General features: G+C 69.4%; 17 protein-coding genes, 2 tRNA genes and 1 other RNA gene. 10 read left to right on the top strand and 10 right to left on the bottom strand.

The genetic code is table 11. The annotated features are described in order from the left end of the window. Nucleotides 1-51: 51 nt before the first annotated feature. Both NE857_RS01080 and ffs read right to left on the bottom strand, forming a co-directional pair. The gene (locus NE857_RS01080; protein ID WP_254419384.1) at nucleotides 52-2,337 is read right to left on the bottom strand and encodes a DNA polymerase III subunit gamma and tau; all 2,286 of its coding nucleotides are present in this window, start codon (nucleotides 2,335-2,337) and stop codon (nucleotides 52-54) included. 120 nt (nucleotides 2,338-2,457) lie between these two features. Further along, nucleotides 2,458-2,553, bottom strand: an RNA gene (gene ffs / locus NE857_RS01075) — signal recognition particle sRNA small type. 107 nt (nucleotides 2,554-2,660) lie between these two features. Between ffs and NE857_RS01070 the strand changes: the two genes are divergently transcribed. Together NE857_RS01070 and NE857_RS01065 are read left to right on the top strand one after the other, a co-directional pair. After that, a tRNA-Ser gene (locus NE857_RS01070) sits at nucleotides 2,661-2,748 on the top strand. A 343-nt stretch (nucleotides 2,749-3,091) separates the two neighbouring features. Beyond that, the gene (locus tag NE857_RS01065) at nucleotides 3,092-3,724 is read left to right on the top strand and encodes a maleylpyruvate isomerase family mycothiol-dependent enzyme (RefSeq protein WP_254419383.1); all 633 of its coding nucleotides are present in this window, start codon (nucleotides 3,092-3,094) and stop codon (nucleotides 3,722-3,724) included. 73 nt (nucleotides 3,725-3,797) lie between these two features. Here NE857_RS01065 and NE857_RS01060 read toward each other — a convergent pair whose 3' ends face one another. From NE857_RS01060 to NE857_RS01050, 3 genes are all read right to left on the bottom strand, one after another. Continuing rightward, the gene (locus NE857_RS01060; protein WP_254419382.1) at nucleotides 3,798-5,537 is read right to left on the bottom strand and encodes a pyruvate dehydrogenase; all 1,740 of its coding nucleotides are present in this window, start codon (nucleotides 5,535-5,537) and stop codon (nucleotides 3,798-3,800) included. 104 nt (nucleotides 5,538-5,641) lie between these two features. Continuing rightward, nucleotides 5,642-5,968, bottom strand: coding sequence for an XRE family transcriptional regulator (locus NE857_RS01055; RefSeq protein WP_017579412.1), 327 nt, complete (start codon nucleotides 5,966-5,968; stop codon nucleotides 5,642-5,644). Next, nucleotides 5,965-6,345, bottom strand: coding sequence for a type II toxin-antitoxin system RelE/ParE family toxin (locus NE857_RS01050; protein ID WP_254419381.1), 381 nt, complete (start codon nucleotides 6,343-6,345; stop codon nucleotides 5,965-5,967). The genes NE857_RS01055 and NE857_RS01050 overlap by 4 nt, the downstream gene beginning before the upstream one ends. A 291-nt stretch (nucleotides 6,346-6,636) precedes the next feature. On the opposite strand from NE857_RS01050, the gene NE857_RS01045 reads away from it, so the two are divergent. Further along, on the top strand, nucleotides 6,637-8,652 hold the full coding sequence (locus tag NE857_RS01045) for an NADPH-dependent 2,4-dienoyl-CoA reductase (RefSeq protein ID WP_254419380.1): 2,016 nt from the start codon (nucleotides 6,637-6,639) through the stop codon (nucleotides 8,650-8,652). A 64-nt stretch (nucleotides 8,653-8,716) separates the two neighbouring features. Then, nucleotides 8,717-9,280: a PadR family transcriptional regulator gene (locus tag NE857_RS01040; RefSeq protein WP_254419379.1), complete on the top strand. Its 564-nt coding sequence runs from the start codon at nucleotides 8,717-8,719 to the stop codon at nucleotides 9,278-9,280. A gap of 41 nt (nucleotides 9,281-9,321) precedes the next feature. On the opposite strand, the gene NE857_RS01035 is transcribed toward NE857_RS01040, so the two are convergent. The 4 genes from NE857_RS01035 to NE857_RS01020 form a co-directional block, all read right to left on the bottom strand. Beyond that, nucleotides 9,322-9,409, bottom strand: a tRNA-Ser gene (locus NE857_RS01035). A gap of 10 nt (nucleotides 9,410-9,419) precedes the next feature. Continuing rightward, nucleotides 9,420-9,872, bottom strand: a complete 453-nt coding sequence (locus NE857_RS01030) for a nucleoside deaminase (protein WP_425572024.1) — start codon at nucleotides 9,870-9,872, stop codon at nucleotides 9,420-9,422. Between the two features lie 61 nt (nucleotides 9,873-9,933). Continuing rightward, nucleotides 9,934-10,422 carry a tRNA adenosine deaminase-associated protein gene (locus NE857_RS01025; RefSeq protein ID WP_184367081.1) on the bottom strand — a complete coding sequence of 163 codons (489 nt, stop codon included), beginning with the start codon at nucleotides 10,420-10,422 and terminating at the stop codon, nucleotides 9,934-9,936. Between the two features lie 42 nt (nucleotides 10,423-10,464). Further along, nucleotides 10,465-10,965, bottom strand: coding sequence for a tRNA adenosine deaminase-associated protein (locus NE857_RS01020; protein ID WP_039830929.1), 501 nt, complete (start codon nucleotides 10,963-10,965; stop codon nucleotides 10,465-10,467). A 324-nt stretch (nucleotides 10,966-11,289) separates the two neighbouring features. Here NE857_RS01020 and upp point away from each other — a divergent pair, with 324 nt between their 5' ends. From upp to abc-f, 6 genes are all read left to right on the top strand, one after another. Continuing rightward, the gene (gene upp / locus NE857_RS01015; RefSeq protein WP_254419377.1) at nucleotides 11,290-11,943 is read left to right on the top strand and encodes a uracil phosphoribosyltransferase; all 654 of its coding nucleotides are present in this window, start codon (nucleotides 11,290-11,292) and stop codon (nucleotides 11,941-11,943) included. Nucleotides 11,944-12,365: 422 nt separating this feature from the next. Continuing rightward, nucleotides 12,366-12,608 (top strand): hypothetical protein, encoded by a 243-nt coding sequence (locus tag NE857_RS01010; protein ID WP_017579420.1) that lies wholly within the window; start codon nucleotides 12,366-12,368, stop codon nucleotides 12,606-12,608. Between the two features lie 402 nt (nucleotides 12,609-13,010). Next, nucleotides 13,011-13,175, top strand: a complete 165-nt coding sequence (locus NE857_RS01005; RefSeq protein WP_017579421.1) for a hypothetical protein — start codon at nucleotides 13,011-13,013, stop codon at nucleotides 13,173-13,175. Nucleotides 13,176-13,196: 21 nt separating this feature from the next. Next, nucleotides 13,197-13,706, top strand: coding sequence for a PH domain-containing protein (locus NE857_RS01000; protein ID WP_026116316.1), 510 nt, complete (start codon nucleotides 13,197-13,199; stop codon nucleotides 13,704-13,706). Nucleotides 13,707-13,968: 262 nt separating this feature from the next. After that, a complete protein-coding gene (locus tag NE857_RS00995) occupies nucleotides 13,969-14,208 on the top strand; it encodes a hypothetical protein (protein WP_254419376.1) in 240 nt (79 codons plus the stop codon). Nucleotides 14,209-14,704: 496 nt separating this feature from the next. Next, a complete protein-coding gene (gene abc-f, locus NE857_RS00990; protein ID WP_254419375.1) occupies nucleotides 14,705-16,387 on the top strand; it encodes a ribosomal protection-like ABC-F family protein in 1,683 nt (560 codons plus the stop codon). A gap of 235 nt (nucleotides 16,388-16,622) precedes the next feature. Here abc-f and dnaB read toward each other — a convergent pair whose 3' ends face one another. Then, nucleotides 16,623-19,220: a replicative DNA helicase gene (gene dnaB, locus NE857_RS00985; RefSeq protein ID WP_254419374.1), complete on the bottom strand. Its 2,598-nt coding sequence runs from the start codon at nucleotides 19,218-19,220 to the stop codon at nucleotides 16,623-16,625. Between the last annotated feature and the right edge of the window lie 305 nt (nucleotides 19,221-19,525).

The raw sequence follows: 19,525 nt of genomic DNA, 5'->3' as shown, positions 1-19,525 counted from the left end.
GACGCTCGGTCCGGGTCCGGGTCCAGGTCCGTGTCCAGGACAGTAGGACGGTCAGGCCTCGGGGGCGGCCCCGTGTTCGATCTCCTCAAGCAGCTTGCCCCCGAGCTCGGTCTCGATGAGCGCGGCGCCGCCGCCCGCGGGGCGCGTGCCCGAACCGCCGCCGGAACCACCGGAGGTGTTCGAGCCCGACCCGCCCTGGGGCTGGCTGTTCGGGGCTGGAGCGCTGGACACGGGAACACTCGGCGCGGGTGCACTGGGCGCCGGAGCGCTGGGTACCGGAGCGCTGGGTACCGGAGCGCTGGGTACCGGAGCGCTGGGCTCGGCCGCCTTCGGGGCCGGTCCGCGCTGAACGGGACGACCGAAACCGCCGTCGTCGGGCGGCGGGGCCGCGGCACCGTCCTCGTACGGGTCGGGCGGCGGCTCCTGGAGCCCGGTGACGATCCGGTCCGGCGGCGGGCCCGCGGGCTGCGCGGGGGCGGCCTGCGGGGCCGGTGCGGCTTCGGGAGCACCGGGCCCGGGCTGTTCCGCCTGTGGGGCGGGGGCCGGGGCGTCCCAACCCGCGGGCTCGGCAGGCCGCGGCGCCTGCTGCTGCGGAGCCGGGCGCGGAGCGGGTTCGGCGCGGCGCGGGGGCGCCTGGTTGCCGCCGCTGGCGGGGGCCACCCGGACCTCGGCCCCGAGGACCTGCTGAATCGCGCCGGCGACGACCTTGTCGCTGCCGCTGTTACTGAAGCCCTTGGCCTCGTTGGGCTTGCTGAAGCCGAGCAGCACGGTATTGCCCTCGACCCCGACCGGCTGGACGTCGCTGCCGGTCAGCACCATCCAGGTGAACCGGCGGCGGCCCTTGACCGCTTCCAGGATCTGGTGCCAGGCGCCCTGGACCCGGCCCAGGTCGAGCGGGCCGCCACCGCCCGGGGGTGCGGACACCGCGGCACCCTGCGCGGGTTCGGGGACGTTGCGCGGCGGGGCGTCCCAGCCCGCGGGCTCACCGGCGGCCGCTGGGGGCGCCGGACGAGGAGGGGGTTCGGGTGCGCTGGGCCGTGCTGGCGCCTGCGGCGCGGGCGCGGCAGGCGCAGGAGCCTGAGGAGCCGGGGCCGCGGGAGCAGGCGCCGCGGGTGCGGGAGCCACCGGGGCGGCGGCGGGTGCCGGAGCTGACGCGGCCGGGGCGATGGCGCCGGAGGCGACGCGGCGCTCCATCTGCTCCAGCCGGGCCAGCAGCGCGGCGCCCTGGGCGCCGTCGGTGGCGGGCAGCAGGATGCGCGAGCACATGAGTTCCAGGAGCAGCCTGGGCGCGGTCGCGCCGCGCATCTCGGTCAGTCCCTGGTTGAGGATCTCGGCGCCTCTGGACAGCTCGGCCGGGCCGAGCCGGGCGGCCTGTTCCCTCATCTGCTCCGCGGACTCCGGAGAGACGTTCACCAGCCCCTTGTCCAGGGCGTCCGGGACGGCGGCGAGCACCACGAGGTCGCGGAAGCGCTCCAGCAGGTCCGTGGTGAAGCGGCGCGGGTCGTGCCCGCCCTCGACGATCCGGTCGACCAGGCTGAACGCGGCGGCGCCGTCTCGGGCGCCCAGGGCGTCGACCATCTCGCCGAGCAGGCTGGAGTCGGTGTAGCCGAGCAGGGATACCGCGCCCTCCCGGGTGATACCGCCCTCGTCCGAACCGGCGATGAGCTGGTCCAGGACGGAGAGGGTGTCACGGGCCGAACCGGCGCCGGCGCGCACGACCAGCGGCAGCGCGGCGGGGTCGTAGGAGACGTCCTCCTGCTTGAGGAGGTCCTCCATGAGCTCCTTGAGGGTGCTCGGCGGAATGAGCCGGAAGGGGTAGTGGTGGGTCCGCGAACGGATCGTGCCGATGACCTTCTCGGGTTCGGTGGTGGCGAACACGAACTTCAGGTGCGGCGGGGGTTCCTCCACCAGCTTGAGGAGCGCGTTGAAACCCTCCCGGGTCACCATGTGCGCCTCGTCGATGATGTAGATCTTGTAGCGCGAGTTGACCGGCGAGAAGAACGCGCGTTCGCGCAGGTCGCGGGCGTCGTCGACACCACCGTGGGAGGCGGCGTCGATCTCGATCACGTCGATGCTGCCGCCGCCGTCGGGGGCGAGCGCCACACAGGAGTCGCAGGTCCCGCAGGGGTCGGGGGTGGGGCCCTGCTCACAGTTGAGGGAGCGCGCGAGGATGCGCGCGCTGGTCGTCTTGCCGCAGCCGCGCGGGCCGCTGAAGAGATAGGCGTGGTTGATGCGTCCGCTGCGCAACGCCTGGCGCAGCGGGTCGGTCACGTGTTCCTGACCGCGCACCTCACCGAACGTCGCGGGACGGTACTTGCGGTACAGCGCGATGCTCACGGTGTGATCACTCCCCTGTGTCCCTGCCTCGGTCCCATTCAACCCCTTGGCGGTGACAACTCGCGCCTGGTCGGGGAAACCGGAAGGGGGCGGCGCTGGGGCGAGGTACCCCCAGAAACAAGAAAGGACCCCCCGCGCACCCGCCAGAGCCCACTTATCCTTGCTGCCTTCCGGCCCTGGGGAGGTTCATAGGGTGACGCCGCACGAGGGGTCTGCCCCGAGTGTATCCGAACCGGAGACCCTCGCAACCCGAGCCGGGCGCCCCTCCCCGGCCAGTTGAAACCCGTTCGAAGCACTCCCGGAAAGCCTGTAGAGTGATCCACGGAGGATTCGCCTAGTGGCCTAGGGCGCACGCTTGGAAAGCGTGTTGGGAGCAATCCCTCAGGGGTTCGAATCCCCTATCCTCCGCCACAGCCCACCAGGGCAGACGTCAAGGCCCCGATCGCACAGCGGTCGGGGCCTTCGTCTTTGGTGGTCTCGGTTTCGGGCCCGGTCGGCCATCGTGGAGCCGCCCGGCGACGCAGCGGTGGATCCGGGACGGCCCCGAGGTGTGCCGGAGTGCCGCCGGGACGACCCTCCGGCCAGGCGGACGAAGCCCCCAGCCCACGTCGCCGCCCTCTCCCCGGCCACCGGACAGCACCCGGTCGGGCCCACCGCTGTCGCGATCCTGCTCATTCACGGTGATTCTATTGACGCCGAGTGAGCTGAATGGTCCTTTGTACGGGAATCTTGCCGTTCCACGAGGAGGTACCCGGTGGGTCCCGAGGAGTGCTGGCGCATCATCGAGAAGGAGCGGCTCGAACTGGCCGACCTCCTTGGCGAACTGGACGAGTCCCAACTGAACACCGCCTCGCTGTGCGAGGGATGGCGGGTCCGCGACGTGGCCGGGCACCTGGCCGGGGTGGCCGATCCACCCTCCCCCGGCCGGATGCTCCTGGACGTCGTGCGCGCCGGAGGCAGCTTCCACCGGCTGAACCGCGACTCGGCGATACGCAACGCCGATCGGCTCGGCCCACGACTGGCGGATGAACTGCGTGCGCTGGCGGCCTCACGACGGCTGCCCGCGGTCACCAACTACCGCAACACCCTCTTCGACGTCCTTGTCCACGGCCAGGACATCTCCGCCCCCCTCGGCATCACACGGGTGATGCCTGTCGAGGCCGCTTGCGCGGGCGCGACGCAGGTCTGGTCGATCGGTTTCCCCTTCCACGCGCGGCGACGGCTGGACGGCCTCCGGCTGACGGCCACCGACGCCGACTGGCAGGTGGGGTCGGGCGCGGAGGTACGCGGCCCGATCCAGGCCCTGCTGCTGTTCCTCACCGGCCGCACCACTGCACTGGGCTCCCTGTCCGGGGCGGGCATGGAGGCGTTCCGGACCAGCCCCTGAGCACCGAACGGCGAGGCGCCCCGGACCCGTGGACGTGTCGGCCTGGTCGCACGGCGGCCTGTGGGCCAGCCCTCTACGGCCTGGGGATGTTGCGGAGGTTGGAGCGGGCGAGGTCGATCATCGAGCCGACACCGCCCCTGAGCACCGTGCGGCCCGCGGACAGGGCGAAGCCGGTGACCTGGTCGGCGGTGACCTTGGAGGGCACCGACAGCGCGTTGGGGTCGGTGACCACGTCCACCAGTACCGGCTCGTTCGCGGTCAGCGCCTGGTGCAGAGCCTCCCGCACGTCCTGCGGGTCCTCCACCCGGATGGCCCGCATGCCCACGGCCTCGGCGACCTTGGAATAGTCCACCGGGGCGTGGTCGGTCTCGAAGGCGGGCATGCCGTCCACCATCATCTCCAGCCGGACCATGCCGAGCGAGGAGTTGTTGAACACCACCGTCATGATGGGCAGGTCGTGCTGCTGGACGGTGATCAGCTCGCCCAGGAGCATGCTCAGGCCGCCGTCGCCGGACATGGACACGACCTTGCGGTCCGGGGCGGCGTAGGCGGCCCCGATGGCGTGCGGCAGGGCGTTGGCCATGGTGCCGTGGGTGAAGGAGCCGATCACGCGGCGGCGGCCGTTCGGGGTGAGGTAGCGGGCGGCCCACACGTTGTTCATGCCGGTGTCGACGGTGAACACGGTGTCGTCGGGCGCCAGGGAGTCGAGGATGCTCGCCACGTACTCGGGGTGGATCGGGGTGTGGTGCTCGATGTTCTTCGTGTAGGCGTCCACGACCCTGGTCAGGGCGCGTTCGTGGCGGCGGAGCACGTCCTTGAGGAAGGTGTCGTCGTCCTTGCGGCGGACCGACGGGCGCAGGGCGCGCAGGGTCGCGGCGACGTCGCCGTGCACGCCGAGCTGGAGGGGGACGCGGCGGCCCAGACGGCGCGGATCGTGGTCGACCTGCACGACGTTGTGTTTGGGCAGGAAGTCGTCGTAGGGGAAGTCGCAGCCGAGCAGGACGGTGAGGTCGGCCTCCTTGAGCGCCTCGTAACAGGCGCCGTAGCCGAGCAGGCCGATCATGCCCACGTCGAACGGGTTGTCGTACTGGATCCACTCCTTACCGCGCAGGGTGTGCCCGACGGGGGCGTTGACCCGCTCGGCCAGGGTCATGACCTCCTCGTGCGCGTGGCGGACCCCGGCGCCGCAGAACAGGGCGACCGTGTCCGCCTCGTTGATCCTCCGGGCGAGCTCGCGGACGTCGTCCTCGGCGGGCCAGGCGGTGGCACGCCCGGCGGTGACGGGGGTGGTGTCGGCGGGCCCCGCGGCCTTCTGCCCGGCGACGTCGCCGGGCAGGACGAGCACGGCGACCCCGGGGGTGCCGAGGGCGTGCTGGATCGCGATCCGTGCCAGCCGGGGCATCTGGTCGGGGTGGGCGACCAGCTCGCGGAACTCGGTGACGTCTCCGAAGAGCCGTTCGGGGTGGGTCTCCTGGAAGAAGCCGGTCCCGATCTGGTGCGAGGGGATGTGCGAGGCCAGCGCGAGCACGGGGGCTCCGCTGCGCTGGGCGTCGTAGAGCCCCTGGACGAGGTGGGTGTTCCCGGGGCCGCAGGACCCCGCGCAGACGGCGAGCTTGCCGTCGATCTGGGCCTGCGCGGCGGCGGCGAAGGCGGCGGCCTCCTCGTTGCGCACGTGCACCCACTCGATGCCGTCGGTGCTGTGCACGGCGTCCACGACCGGGTTGAGGCTGTCGCCCACGACCCCGTAGACGCGGGTGACCCCCGCGGCGAGCAGCGTGCGTACGAGTTGTTCGGCGACGGTGTTCCTGCTCATGACAGACCCTCCCGGGCAAGGCGCGACCGGGGGCCGGACCTGCCACCCCCGGTCAACGCTAGGAGCGCCCGGCCCCGATCGCCCGCACCGCCACACCGCGACGGTCAACCCACACGCAACGCCTCGTCCCCGAACCTGGCCACGATCTCCACTGTCCCGCCGAGGGCTTCGACGTAGCTCCTGATCGTGGCCAGTTCGGACCGGTCGAGTTCGCCGCGCTCGATGCGTGACACCCTCGACTGCGAGATCCCCAGCTGCTCGGCCAGCGTCGTCTGATCGATGCCGTGCCGACGCCTGACCTCGGCCAACCGGTAGGCGCGCTCTTCCGCCCGCATCCCCTGACCGATCTCGGCGATGCGTCCCTCATCGAGCCCGCCGGCCGCGATGATCTCCTCCCGGCTCTCACCCCAGGTTCTGGCCAAGGCGCTCATCCCCTCTCCTCCGTGTAGCCACCGTCCAACCACCGCTGGTAACGCAGCTCGGCCAGCGGGATGTTCCTGTCGTACCACTGCTTCCAGCGACCTGCCTTGTCTCCGGCGACCAGGAGGACGGCCTGTCTGTCCGGGTCGAAGACGAACAACACCCGGATCGCCGTGTCTCCTGTCGTACGGGGACGCAGCTCCTTCAGGTTGTGGATTCGTGAGTGGCTGATGACATCGACGAAAGGGCGGCCGAGTATCGGACCGACCTCCGCCAGCATGTCGATCGCGGCAACGACCGTGTCAGCCGATCTCGGGTCCTCCTTGGCAAGAACCAGGAGCCAGTCGTGTACCTCGTCAAGCAGGATTACGTTCCATGACACGACCATTATGCTACAGAGGTTCTATGATGCAAAGGTTCTATTTCGAGGAAACAGACCCAGAGCTCCGAATCGAGAGCGAGACGGCACCATGACCCTCGCGCACCGGATTCGGGGCACCCCTCCGGTGGCGGGCGCCCTGCCAAGCGGCCAACGCCCCTACCGGTGGAGCCCTGAGGACCCGACCCCAGGAGTCTCAATCCAACCCGAGCCCCCTCGCGATTCATTGTGCAACTTGTTGCATAATGAAGACGGGCCGGCAGGACACCGGCCCGGAGGCACCCCGCGCGAGGAGACGTCATGAGCGAGTACCCCCACCTTCTGGAACCCCTGGACCTGGGCTTCACCACCCTCAGGAACCGCGTGATCATGGGCTCCATGCACGTCGGCCTGGAGGAGGTCCCCGGCGGTTTCGAGAGGATGGCCGCCTTCTACGCCGAACGCGCCCGCGGCGGGGTCGGCCTCATCGTCACCGGCGGCATCGCCCCCAACCCCGAGGGCGCCACCTTCACCGGCAGCGCCAAGCTCACCAACGACGACGAGGTCGCCGAGCACCGGGTCATCACCGAGGCCGTGCACCGCGACGGCGGCAGGATCGCCATGCAGATCCTGCACACCGGCCGCTACGCCTTCAGCGAGCAGTCCGTCTCCGCCAGCGCCCTGCAGGCGCCGATCAGCCCCTTCGTGCCGCACGAGCTCACCGATGAGGAGATCGAGCGCACCATCGAGGACTTCGTCCGCTGCGCCGAGCTCGCCCAGCGCGCCGGGTACGACGGCGTCGAGGTCATGGGCTCCGAGGGCTACCTCATCAACCAGTTCATCGCGCCCGCCACCAACAAGCGCGAGGACCGCTGGGGCGGTTCCTTCGACAACCGCGTCCGCCTCCCCCTGGAGATCGTCCGCCGCGTCCGCGAGCGCGTGGGCGCCGACTTCATCCTCATCTACCGCCTGTCCATGCTCGACCTCGTGCCCGACGGCTCCACCTACGACGAGGTCGTCGAGCTCGGCAGGCGCATCGAGACCGCCGGCGCCGACATCATCAACACCGGCATCGGCTGGCACGAGGCCCGCGTGCCCACCATCGCCACCTCCGTGCCGCGCGGCGCCTACACCTGGATCACCCAGCGCCTCAAGAAGGAGCTGACGGTCCCGGTGGTGGCGGTCAACCGCATCAACACCCCCGAGGTCGCCGAGCGGATCATCGCCGAGGGCCAGGCCGACATGGTCTCCCTCGCCCGCCCGATGCTCGCCGACGCCGCCTTCGTCGCCAAGGCCGAGGCCGGCAGGGCGGAGGAGATCAACACCTGCATCGGCTGCAACCAGGCCTGCCTGGACCACACGTTCAGCCTCAAGATCACCTCCTGCCTGGTGAACCCGCGCGCCTGCCACGAGACCGAGCTGGTCCTGTCCCCCACCCGGACCCGCAAGAACGTGGCCGTGGTGGGCGCGGGCCCCGCCGGGCTCGCCTTCTCCGTGTCCGCCGCCGAGGTCGGCCACAGCGTCACCCTCTTCGACTCCGCGGCCGAGATCGGCGGCCAGCTCAACATGGCCCGCCGCGTACCCGGCAAGGAGGAGTTCAACGAGACCCTCCGCTACTTCCGCGTCCAGCTCGACAAGCACGGCGTGGACCTGCGCCTGAACACCACCGTCACCGCCGGTGACCTCGACGGCTACGACGAGGTCGTCCTCGCCACCGGCGTCACCCCGCGCACCCCGCCGATCCCGGGCGTGGACCACGCCAGCGTGGTCAGCTACGTGGACGTGCTGCGCGGCGGCGCCGAGGTCGGCGAGAGGGTCGCGATCATCGGCGCGGGCGGCATCGGCTTCGACGTCGCCGAGTTCCTCACCGACGGCGGGGACGACGCCAGCCAGGACCCGGACACCTTCTTCCGCCTCTGGGGCGTGGACACCGACTACAGGGAGCGCGGCGGCCTGGGCACCCCCGAGCGGCCCGCTCCGCCCCGCCGGGTCCACCTGCTCCAGCGCAAGACCAGCAAGGTCGGCAAGAACCTGGGCAAGACCACCGGGTGGATCCACCGCCTGGAGCTGCGCCACCGCGGCGTGGAGATGGTCGCGGGCGCCGACTACCGCCGGATCGACGACGAGGGCCTGCACCTGACCGTGGACGGCGAGGAGCGGGTGCTCGACGTCGACACCGTGGTGGTGTGCGCCGGGCAGGACCCGCGCCGGGACCTGGCCGAGGAGCTCACCGCCGCCGGGCGCACCGTGCACCTGATCGGCGGTGCCGACGTCGCCGCGGAGCTGGACGCCAAGCGCGCCATCAAGCAGGGCACCGAGCTGGCCGCCGCCCTGTAAGCCCTCCGGGCGGGGTGGACCGATCGGTCGGCCCACCCCGCCCGGCCCTACCTAGAATGCGCTCATGTCCCTGCCCCACGCGATCCTGACCGCCCTGCTGGAGAAGCCCTCCTCCGGACTGGAACTCACCCGGCGCTTCGACCGCTCCATCGGGTACTTCTGGTCCGCCACCCACCAGCAGATCTATCGCGAGCTGGGCAAGCTGGAGAAGGCCGGGCACATCCGGGCGCTGCCCGCGGACTCGCCCACCCGGGGCCAGAAGAAGGAGTACGAGGTACTGGCCCCGGGCCGGGAGGAGCTGGAGCGCTGGGTCGGGCAGCAGGAGGAGCCGCGTGCCCTGCGCGACCCCCTGATGCTGCGCCTGCGCGCGACGGGGGTCGTGGGAGTGGGCGAGGACCTGTTGGCGGAACTGCGCCGCCACCGTGCGCTGCACGCCGCCCGGCTGGCGGAGTACCGGGAGTTCCAGCGGCGCGACGCCGCCCGCGACCACGGGACCGAGCGCGATCGGGTCCAGGGGCTGGTGCTCCAGGGCGGTATCGACCTGGAACTGTTCTGGGTGAACTGGCTGGACAAGGCCATCGACGACCTGGCCGGCCCCGAGCACACGCCCGCTTCGCAGGGCGGCTGAGCGCACAAAAAACCGCCCCCGGCTGTGCCGGGGGCGGCTGGTGGCGGTGGATGAGGGATTTGAACCCTCGAAGGGTTGCCCCTTACCCGCTTTCGAGGCGGGCGCCATCGGCCACTAGGCGAATCCACCGAGAGGTACTCTACCGGACTCGGCGCCGTGCGAAAAATCGAATCAGCAGATCCGAGCACCTTTCGGCGATGTCTTTGCTGATCAGGTCGGGTGGAACTACTTCCGGACGGTGGTTCTGCCGGGGGTCCCGGACCAGGTCCCACACCGAACCAGCCGCGCCCGCCTTGGCGTCGCGCGCCCCGTAGACCAGGCGGTCCACCCGGGAGAGCACCGTGGCCCCCGCGCACATCACACAGGGCTCCAGGGTGACCACCAGGGTGCATCCGGACAGCCGCCACTCGCCGTGCGCCCGAGCCGCCGCACGCAGCGCCAGCACCTCGGCGTGCCCGGTCGGGTCCCCGTCGGCCTCGCGCGTGTTGTGCCCGCGGCCCAGGACCGCTCCGTCGGGCCCGAGCACCACCGCACCCACCGGGACGTCGTCGGTGGCCAGGGCCAGCTCGGCCTCGGCCAGGGCCTCGAGCACCGCGCCGTCGACCGTGCCGCGATCGAGTTCGGGCAGGCCGTACCCCCGGTCGCTCACCCGGTCACAGCCTCATCGAGTCGAGGAGCTCGGCGAAACCGGCACGCTCGGCGACCACGGCGAGCACGTCGCTGGGCAGTACACCGCCGCCCACGGACAGGTCGGAGAGCTCGTCCTCGGTCACGCCGAGGTCGGTGAGCAGGTCCCCTTCGCCGTCCGGCCTGGGATCGGGGCGCGCGCCCGCGCTCTCAGCGGGCACCGGGGCACCGAGTCCGCCCGCTTCGGAGAGCACCCCGGCCAGCGGATGGTCGTGCACCACCCGGCCGTCGGAGAGGTAGACCCTCGGATCCGGATCGGACTCGTCCACCCGGACGACGGCGAACCACTCGTCGTCCGCCTCCATCAGGAGCAGGGCCAGCTCACTGCCCCAGTCCGTGGCGAGGTCCATCATGAGGTCGGTGATGTCGTCGATGACCTCCACGTCACCGAGATCGACCTCACTTCCCCGCCACGTCTTCCCGTTCGGAGCGAAGACGGCTGCGAAGGTCGACACCGCGTGCCCTCCTGTCTCTCCTGGTCGTTTTCCAGGCGATCCCTACCCCATGCCGTCCAGGACACGCTGGAAGGACTGGGCGAATCCCAGCCGCTCGGACACGCTCGCGAGCACCTCGTCCGGATACAGGTCGAGGTCGCCGGCGAGAGCGCCCAGCTCCATCTCGTCCAGGCCCAGGTCCGCGACCACGGACAGGTCGCCCGCGGGCAGGACCTGGTCGAGGTCGTCGTCGTCCGGGAGGTCGATGTCCAGGTAGTCCAGGACGTCCCGGGCGACCTGCCAGTCGACCGAAGCGGTGACATCGGACAGGAAGAGGGAGACCTCCCCGCCGTACACCCGGACGATGATGAAGAAGTCGTCGCCGACCGACACCAGCCCGAGGGATCCGCTGATACTCGGCTGTTGGCGCAGGGCGTGGATGAGCCCCTTGAGATCGTGCGTCAGCGCTACGGGGAGAAGATCGACATCCCAGTACTCCTCTTCCCTGTACGCGACGGCCGCGAAGTCACCCGAGTCGTCGTCACCATGATCGAGCACTGTCATCGTCACCCCAACCCGGACGGTGTTTCGGTGCGGACGAGTGGAGTCCGGCTCGCCCGTGCGAGTGCCATGGTAACGATCACCCTCACCTCGCCGTAGCCGCTCGTCCGCCGTAGAACGCCCTAACGCTCTCACGAGAGGCGCCTCTCCCGCGCCCCCGTGAGCGATCCCATGCACACCCGTTCCCCACCGGAGACCACCGAGACAGCGAATCCGGGGGTGTGGTGGCCCTGTTGCGCCCTGATCAGGGTGATACGCGCGGTTAGACTCGGGCAGCCCCCTCTCCCCGTCAACCGTCCCGTTATCCCAGCTCACCCGGAGAACGTTTTGGAAACCCTGGTCGTCGACCACCCCTTGGTCGCGCACAAACTGACCACCCTGCGCGACGTGCGGACCGACTCACCGACCTTCCGACGGCTGACGGACGAGCTGGTCACCCTGCTCGCCTACGAGGCGACGCGGGACGTGCGCGTGACAGAGGTCACCATCGAGACCCCGCTCGTGGAGACCACCGGCACCCAGCTGACGCGCCCCACCCCGCTGGTGGTCCCGATCCTGCGCGCCGGACTGGGCATGCTCGACGGCATGACCCGCCTGCTGCCCACCGCCGAGGTCGGCTTCCTGGGCATGGCGCGCGACGAGGAAACCCTCCAGCCCGCCACCTACGCCGACCGGCTCCCGCAGGACCTGTCGGGCCGCCAGTGCTACGTGCTGGACCCGATGCTGGCCACCGGCGGCACCCTGGCCGCGGCGCTCAAGCTGCTCGTGGAGCGCGGCGCCGACCACATCACCGCGATCTGCCTCCTGGTGGCACCCGAGGGCCTGGTGGCCGTGGAGCAGAAGCTGGCCGAAACCCTGCCCGACGACCACGGCGCGACGCTGCGCGTGGTGACCGCGGCGGTGGACGAGCGGCTGAACGAGAACGGCTTCATCCTCCCGGGGCTGGGCGACGCGGGCGACCGCCTGTACGGCTGCTCCTGATCCCAGGCCCCGCCACAGGGGCACAAGCGCCCAACCGGATCACCGGTTGGGCGCTTTTTCGGTTCTTTTTGGACCGGGGTGAATGAACGCCCGAAAATCGGGCATTGGTCCCATCGTGCCCACACTCCCGGGACGTCGCCCCAGGTCGAGCCCGCTGGGTCGGGGACCGAGCGACACGGTGTTGCATTAGCCGAATTCATTTCGAGATTGGAACGTAACAGATTAGAGTGATCATGGTTCCTGACCACCCGTAACTGGGTAGACGCCAGACCGAAACCACCCCACAAGGGGCCTAGCCCACTGATATCCGAACCCCGCCGCCTGTTTACGGCGCGGAGCTCCGGCCACCCTCCAGTGGCTACGCAAAGCCCCCAAGCGCATACGCGCCGTGCTGTTCCGCCCTCGCAGCCCTAAGGAGTGAGATGCCCGAGAACCCCTCCCCCTCGACAACCCCGGCCGCCCGCGACCACCACTTCAGACCTGTCATCAGTCGCCTGTCCTCCGAGTTCTCCGAGGTGCACCACTCCTCCACCGTCTCCCGGTGCGTGGACGCGGCCAGGCACGGCGCCCAGGACGTGACCGGCCGGGCCACCCCGGACCTCGTGGAGCGGATCGCCCGCCAGCACCTCCAGGTGCTCGCCCTGGCCTTCGCGGAGCAGCGCTAGACCCTCCTGCGGCCCCACATCCCTGGCGCTCCCCCCGCGCCGGTTTCGGCCCCGCAGTACCTCCCTCTTCGGAACGTGAAGAACCGGGTTCCCTGTCGTCTCACTCCCCGCATCGGCGGACCCCTCCTCGGAACCCGGCACCGTTCCCACGCGCTCCCCCGCCCGCCAGCGGCCGACTCAGGCCGCACTTTTCACCGCCCTGACCTGGCCAAGAACGAAAACTCTTTCCGGCCCGTCTTTCACTGAGTTACCAACACCACCGGAACCGGACACAACCCGCAAGCGTCGAACGTCCGACATAACGCCACGCCGAGGGTGTGCCCCAGGCTTTACGGGCATGATGGTCGATGGAACAATCACTGCTGGGTTGGTGGGTCAGGTGGATTCCAAGGGGAGTCAGTCGTGGCGAAGTTGAAGAAATGGGGCGGTTACGCGCTCATCGCTTTCGTGGCGTTTTATCTGCTCACGCAGCCAGAAAGCGCGGCCGGAGTGATTCAGAGCGGACTGGATCTCCTGGTGGGTGGCGCAGAGTCGATGTCCCGGTTCGTCAACACGCTGCTGTCGTAGGCGGGGAATGGGTCGGGTGTCATGAAGCTCGTAGCCTCGAGCAATGCGGCTCCAGCATCGGTGAACCGCTACCTCCTGCCCCATGAGCAGGACGTCGTGACCATCCGTCGGCACCCCGCGGTCCTCATCGGACCGGTGGGTGCGGTTCTGGCGGCCCTGGTCTTCGCGGCCATCCTGAGCAGGACGATCGGTGCCAACAGCAACGCGACGCTGGCCCTGGTCTGGTGGCTCTGGCTGCTGGTGCTGGTGTGGTTCGTCTGGCGGGTCGCCGAGTGGTCGGTCGACTACTTCGTGATCACGTCGGCGCGACTACTGCTGACCACGGGGCTGATCACCCGGCAGGTGAACATGATGCCGCTGGGCAAGGTCACCGACATGCGGTTCGAGAGAACACTGCTCGGCCGCTTCCTCGGGTACGGCACCTTCGTGATGGAGTCCGCCGGTCAGGACCAGGCGCTCAGCAGGATCGCTTTCATTCCCTACCCCGAGCAGCTCTACCTCGAGGTCGTGGGACTGATCTTCAAGGAGTAGCCGGGCCGCACACCCGACCACAGTCGTTCGCGAGGCACCCGTCCAGGTGGCGGGTGCTTTCTCGTGTCCGGGGGCCGGCCCTGGGCACGGCCCCGGCTCCCGGGAAGAGTCCGGTTCCCGTTCTGTTCACCTTCCGTTCACCTCGGAAACCCAGAACCCCTGACAAGCCTGCCCAGTGGCCGACCTGACACGGGGCCCGATTGACTTCAAGGTGAACATAGGGTTAACTTGGGTCATCTGATAAGGAAACGAGGAGGGCTACATGGCACGCAGGACCGAAAACGGGCCGCGCCTCACTCGCTCCGTGACCACCTCCAGGCGCACCAGGTCCGCCGCTGCGAGCCGCCGGCTCTCCGGTCTGACCCCCGAGCCCGCGCTGGTACCCAAGCCGCGCGCGGACCACGAGAACGCCGACACGACCACTTCGGAGCACCCGATCATGCACTGGGTCCTGGTCACCGACGACAACGGCCGCACCCGGCCCGAGGCGCGCTGGCTCTAAGCAGCCCCCGACGCAGCCCGAAGGGCTATTCAGCACAACCCCGAAGGGTCGCCCGCCAACCGCGCGGGCGGCCCTTCGTCATGCCCTCGAAGCTCACTTTCCGAAACCGCTTCATCGCTATGTCGATAAATCGGTAAGGCAATAAACCCTGATTCGGATGTCCTTATACGAGGCGCACGACGACAACTGAGAGTGATGCCCGTCTCATCCGGACGCCTTGACGCTTCCTAAAACGAGACGTATCGTCTCACCCATGAGGCTTTACATCTTCCTGTGACCCGCGCCGGACGCCCACGTTCCGAGCTGGTGCCCACCGCCACCGCGGTGTCGTGCCCGCTCCGTCGGCGCCACCCTGCCGCGGTCGCGTACGGACAGCCTCATGCACCCTTTTTCGGACCACCAGCACACCTGTGTGTTCGTGCCCGAAACCTCTGGCTCTCCTCGGCGACCCGTGGCCCCGACCACCACCGGCCCACCACGCAGACCAGGAGACCCCATGCTCGACGCCCGACTCCGACGCCGCTCCCAGCTCGCCCTGAACCAGATCAGCAAGCGCTACGGCGACCACACCGTCCTCGACCGCGTCAGCCTCACGATCAGCCCCGGTGAACGCGTCGGCGTGATCGGCGACAACGGTTCCGGCAAGAGCACCCTCCTACGCCTCCTCGCGGGCGAGGAGGAACCCGACAACGGGGAGCTCACCGTCCGGGCCGCGGGCGGTGTTGGCTACCTGCCCCAGACGCTCGAAGGAGTCTCCGGCGGGATACCGAACGGCACCGTCGGCGACGCGATCGACGCCGCGCTCCAGGACCTGCGGGACCTTGAAACCCGCATCCACCGGACCGAGGCGACCCTCGGCGACGCGACACCGGAGGAACTCGACGCCTACGGCGACCTCCTGACGGAGTTCGAGGCACGCGACGGCTACGACGCCGACGCCCGTGTCGACGCAGGCCTGCACGGCCTGGGCCTGCCCGGCCTGGACCGGGACCGTCCGCTGCGGACACTGTCCGGCGGCGAGCGTTCGAGGCTGGCCCTGGCCGCGATGCTGGCCGCCTCACCCGAGCTCCTCCTGCTGGACGAGCCCACCAACGACCTGGACGACCGCGCGGTCTCCTGGCTGGAGGAGCGGCTCCGCAAGCACCGGGGCACCGTCGTCGCCGTCACCCACGACCGGGCCTTCCTGTCCGGGGTGACCGACACGGTCCTCGAAGTGGACGCGGACACCCACCAGGTCAGCCGGTACGGCAACGGGTACGAGGGGTTCCTCGCCGCGAAGGCGGCGTCCCGGGCCCGCTGGCTCCGCGAGTACGAGGACTGGAAACAGGACCTGGCCAGGCAGCGGCGGCTGGCCGACAACCACATCGCCGCGCTACAGGCGATCCCGCGCAAGATGGAGAAGGCGGCGTTCGGCCACGGCGCGTTCAAGATGCGCGGCGCGGCACACGGTTCCATGGGTCGGATCCGCAACGCCAAGGAGAGGATGGCCCGACTGACCGAGCAACCGGTGGCACCGCCCCCGGTTCCGCTCCGGATCAGCGCCGAGTTCACCGGCCGCCTCCCCGACGAGGAGGCGGAGGCGGACCCGACCCCGGTCGCCGAACTGGAACGGGTCCGGGTGGAACACCGGCTGGACGTCGGTGCGTTGTCCCTGGCCCCCGGTGAGCGGGTCCTGGTCACCGGCCCGAACGGGGCGGGCAAGACCACCCTGGTCCGGGTCATGTCCGGGGAGCTGCTCCCCGATACCGGTCGGGTGGCCCTGCCCGAGCGGATCGGCCTGCTCCGGCAGGAGAACGCCCCGGTACCCGCGGGGCAGACCGTGCTCCAGGCCTACGCGGCCGGGCGCCCGGGTCGGCCGGAGGGGTACCGGGACGAGCTCGCCGCACTCGGATTCTTCCGGGTCGGCGACCTCGACCGGACGGTGGCTTCACTGTCCGTGGGGCAGCGCCGCAGGATCGAGGTGGCCCGGCTGACGTCGGGCGCCCACGACCTGCTGCTCCTGGACGAGCCCACCAACCACCTCTCCCCCGGCCTGGTGGAGGAGTTGGAGGAGGCACTGACCCACTACACGGGCGCCCTGGTGCTGGTGACACACGACCGGATGATGCGCGAACGCTTCGTCGGCCGCCACCTGGAACTACACGAGGGAGCCGTGGTCGCCGACTCCGAAGAGGGGTGATGTCGACCGGGCGCCATGTCGACGAATCTCTTTGTCGACATTTTGGCCAGTACATAAGTCGACTTATGTACTGGCCAATACCCGCGCCTTCCAGATCCACCTCACCCCCCGAGGGCAGCCGCGTCTACACCGAGGCCTCGAAGACCCTGGTCGGCACTCTGGAGGAGGCCACCGGCGAACACACACCGCTCGCCGGTCTCCTCCACCGAAACCGATCCGTCGACAAGTCGACGCATCAACCCGGAGCCATGTCGACGAATCGGCTGTAGTGGCCCTGGAAGGCGACGGTCACGTCGGCGGTGGGGCCGTTACGGTGCTTGGCCACGATGATGTCCGCCTCGCCCGCCCGCGGCGACTCCTTGTCGTGCACGTCCTCGCGGTAGAGCAGGATCACCATGTCCGCGTCCTGCTCGATGCTGCCCGATTCGCGAAGGTCAGACACCTGTGGGCGCTTATCGGTACGTTGTTCCGGTCCACGGTTGAGCTGGGACAACGCGATCACCGGGACCTCCAGCTCCTTGGCCAGGAGCTTGAGCGAACGCGACATCTCGGAGACCTCCTGCTGACGGCTCTCCACCCGGCCGGGTGAGCTCATCAGCTGGAGGTAGTCGACGATCACGAGTTTGAGGTCGTGCTGCTGCTTGAGGCGGCGGCACTTGGCCCGGATCTCCATCATCGACATGTTCGGCGAGTCGTCGATGAACAGCGGAGCGCTGGCCACCTCGCCCATGCGTCTGGCCAGTCGGGCCCAGTCGTCATCGGTCATCAGACCGGACCGCATGGTGTGCAGCGGCACCCGCGCCTCAGCGGAGAGCAGACGCATGACGATCTCGTTGCGCCCCATCTCCAGACTGAAGAAAACGGACGCCATTTCGTGCTTGATAGACGCAGCACGCGCGAAATCCAAGGCCAGCGTGGAGTTGTGGGTGGGTACCATCGACCGCGTGGCGAGGAAGAGGTGGTCCGGGTGATCGACCTGGACACACCGCACCGGCACACTGTCGATCAGACGCACATCGGTGATGAACCTCGACCCGATGCGCGAGTAGGAGCGGCCCGCAGATCGCTCACGGTGCGCGGCCTTCTTGCGTTCGGTCCCGAAGACCTCGCAATCGGAGCCGAAGGTCACGGTGTAACAGACCGAGCTTTCCTCAGTCCGCCCCTTGACCCTCTTGGTCGACAGACCGGTGCGGTACCCCAGGCTGTGCGCCAGCTCCCGGAAGTCCATCGCCAGGCGCTCGCTGGTGACGGCGAACTGCACCGACCCGCTGGCGTTGACGGTTCCGTTGCTGTCCACAAGCCCGGCGAAGAGCGCCCGCCGCTGAGCGATCGAGGAACGCAGGTACTCGGTGGGGATGTGCTTGTTCCCCAGAACTCCCAGGGTCCGCAGCAGAGCCTGGACGCTCCCGTGGTCAGCGATGCACTGGCGGCACCGGGAGCTGGAGAAGCAGGGGCGACCGCGGTCGGGGCAGCTGGTGTGCTCAACCGGCTCGGAGATGAAGCGGGCCGTGCCCCCGCAGGACTGCCCGCAGGTACGCACATGCGGCAGTTTCGGGATGAATCCGATCCCGCAGACGACACAGGTCTTCTCTGCGGTCTCGACTTCCTCGGTCGGAAGGAAGACCCCGTGGGCCATCGTGGCCCGGCCGACCGGTTTGGTCACCAGTCCTTCCGCCTCGATGTTGGTCAGGACTTCCTGGTCGTCGGTGGTGATGTGAGCTGCTTGAGAGGCGCCGTCACCCAGCCAGATGCCCAGGAAGTAGGGCGGCAGGGGCAGATCCCGTTCGGGCAGGTCCAGGGGTTCGGTGTTGTTCACCGAGTGGTTCAGCCTGCGGTCAGCCGTCTCCAGGCGCACGGTGCGAGCGATCTCCGCCGTGGTCCGAATACCCGGCAGGACCTTGGGGACGGTTCCCTTGGCCCGCGCCTCCTGCACCGCTCGACGGGAAGCCCGGGTGTCGGTCAACCACTGGTGCTCGGCGTCCGCCACCACCGCGGTGCCGTCGTCGAAGGTGATCTCGTAGCAGGGACGATCCCGCATCACGTCCGTAGCGGCCACGACTCGGGTGGGGCTGCCGTCCGCCGCGACGAGTTCGTCACCGACCCGGACCTCACCCATGGTGGTCCAGCCGTCCGGGGTCGGCAGGGGTGTGTCCAGCGCCAGGGCCTTACCGACGGCCGGGCGGGCGGCGATGATGACCATCTGGCCGGGGTGGAGGCCGTTGGTGAGGGCGTCGAAGTCGGCGAAGCCGGTGGGGACACCGGTCATGCTGCCGTCGTTGGCGCCGATCGCCTCGATCTCGTCCAGGGCGCCGGGCATGATGTCGCCCAGGACCACGTAGTCCTCGCCGGTGCGCTTCTCCGCGACCTTGTAGATCTCGGCCTGGGCGTGGTCGACGAGGTCGTCCACCTCACCGTCGCCCGCGTAGCCGATCTGCGCGATGCGGGTGCCGACCTCGACCAGGCGGCGCAGGACGGCGCGGTCCGAGACGATCTTGGCGTAGTAGCCCGCGTTGGCCGCGGTGGGGATCGCCTCGGTGAGGGTGTGCAGGTACGGCGCCCCGCCGACCCGGGTGGCCTCGCCGCGCTTGGTCAGCTCCGCGTTGACGGAGATGGCGTCGACCGGCTCGCCCCGGGAGAAGAGGTCGACGACGCTCTCGTAGATGATCTGGTGCGCCGGGCGGTAGAAGTCGGCGGAACGGATGATCTCGACGACCTGGGTGATGGCGTCCTTGGACAGCAGCATGCCGCCCAGGACGCTCTGTTCGGCCTGGATGTCATGGGGTGGGGTGCGCTCGTATCCGCCTTCTCCAGGTGGTTGCTCAGCGACACTCACGAACTTCTCCCCACACCGGCCGCGTGCGCCGACCCAGATCGAGCCGACCCTTCCAGGATGCCCCATCCCCGGTGCCGAAGGTGCCGTGCGGGGCACCTGTGGACAAGTCCTTACCACCACATCCGAAGCCCTGTGGGGCATTGTGCACAGAGGTTATGCACATCACCTGTGGATAACTTTGCCGCGAGTCGCTCATAGCCCATTTGAACTGGGAAAACGCAGCTGCGGCCAAGACGTGCAAGATGTCTCACAGAGCGGCTTTCCACAGGTTATCCACAGGCTTCGGCGGCCCTGTGGACAAAGCC

The organism is Nocardiopsis exhalans (assembly GCF_024134545.1).
GTDB lineage: Bacteria > Actinomycetota > Actinomycetes > Streptosporangiales > Streptosporangiaceae > Nocardiopsis > Nocardiopsis exhalans.
This window is presented reverse-complemented; position numbering and strand designations above follow the sequence as displayed.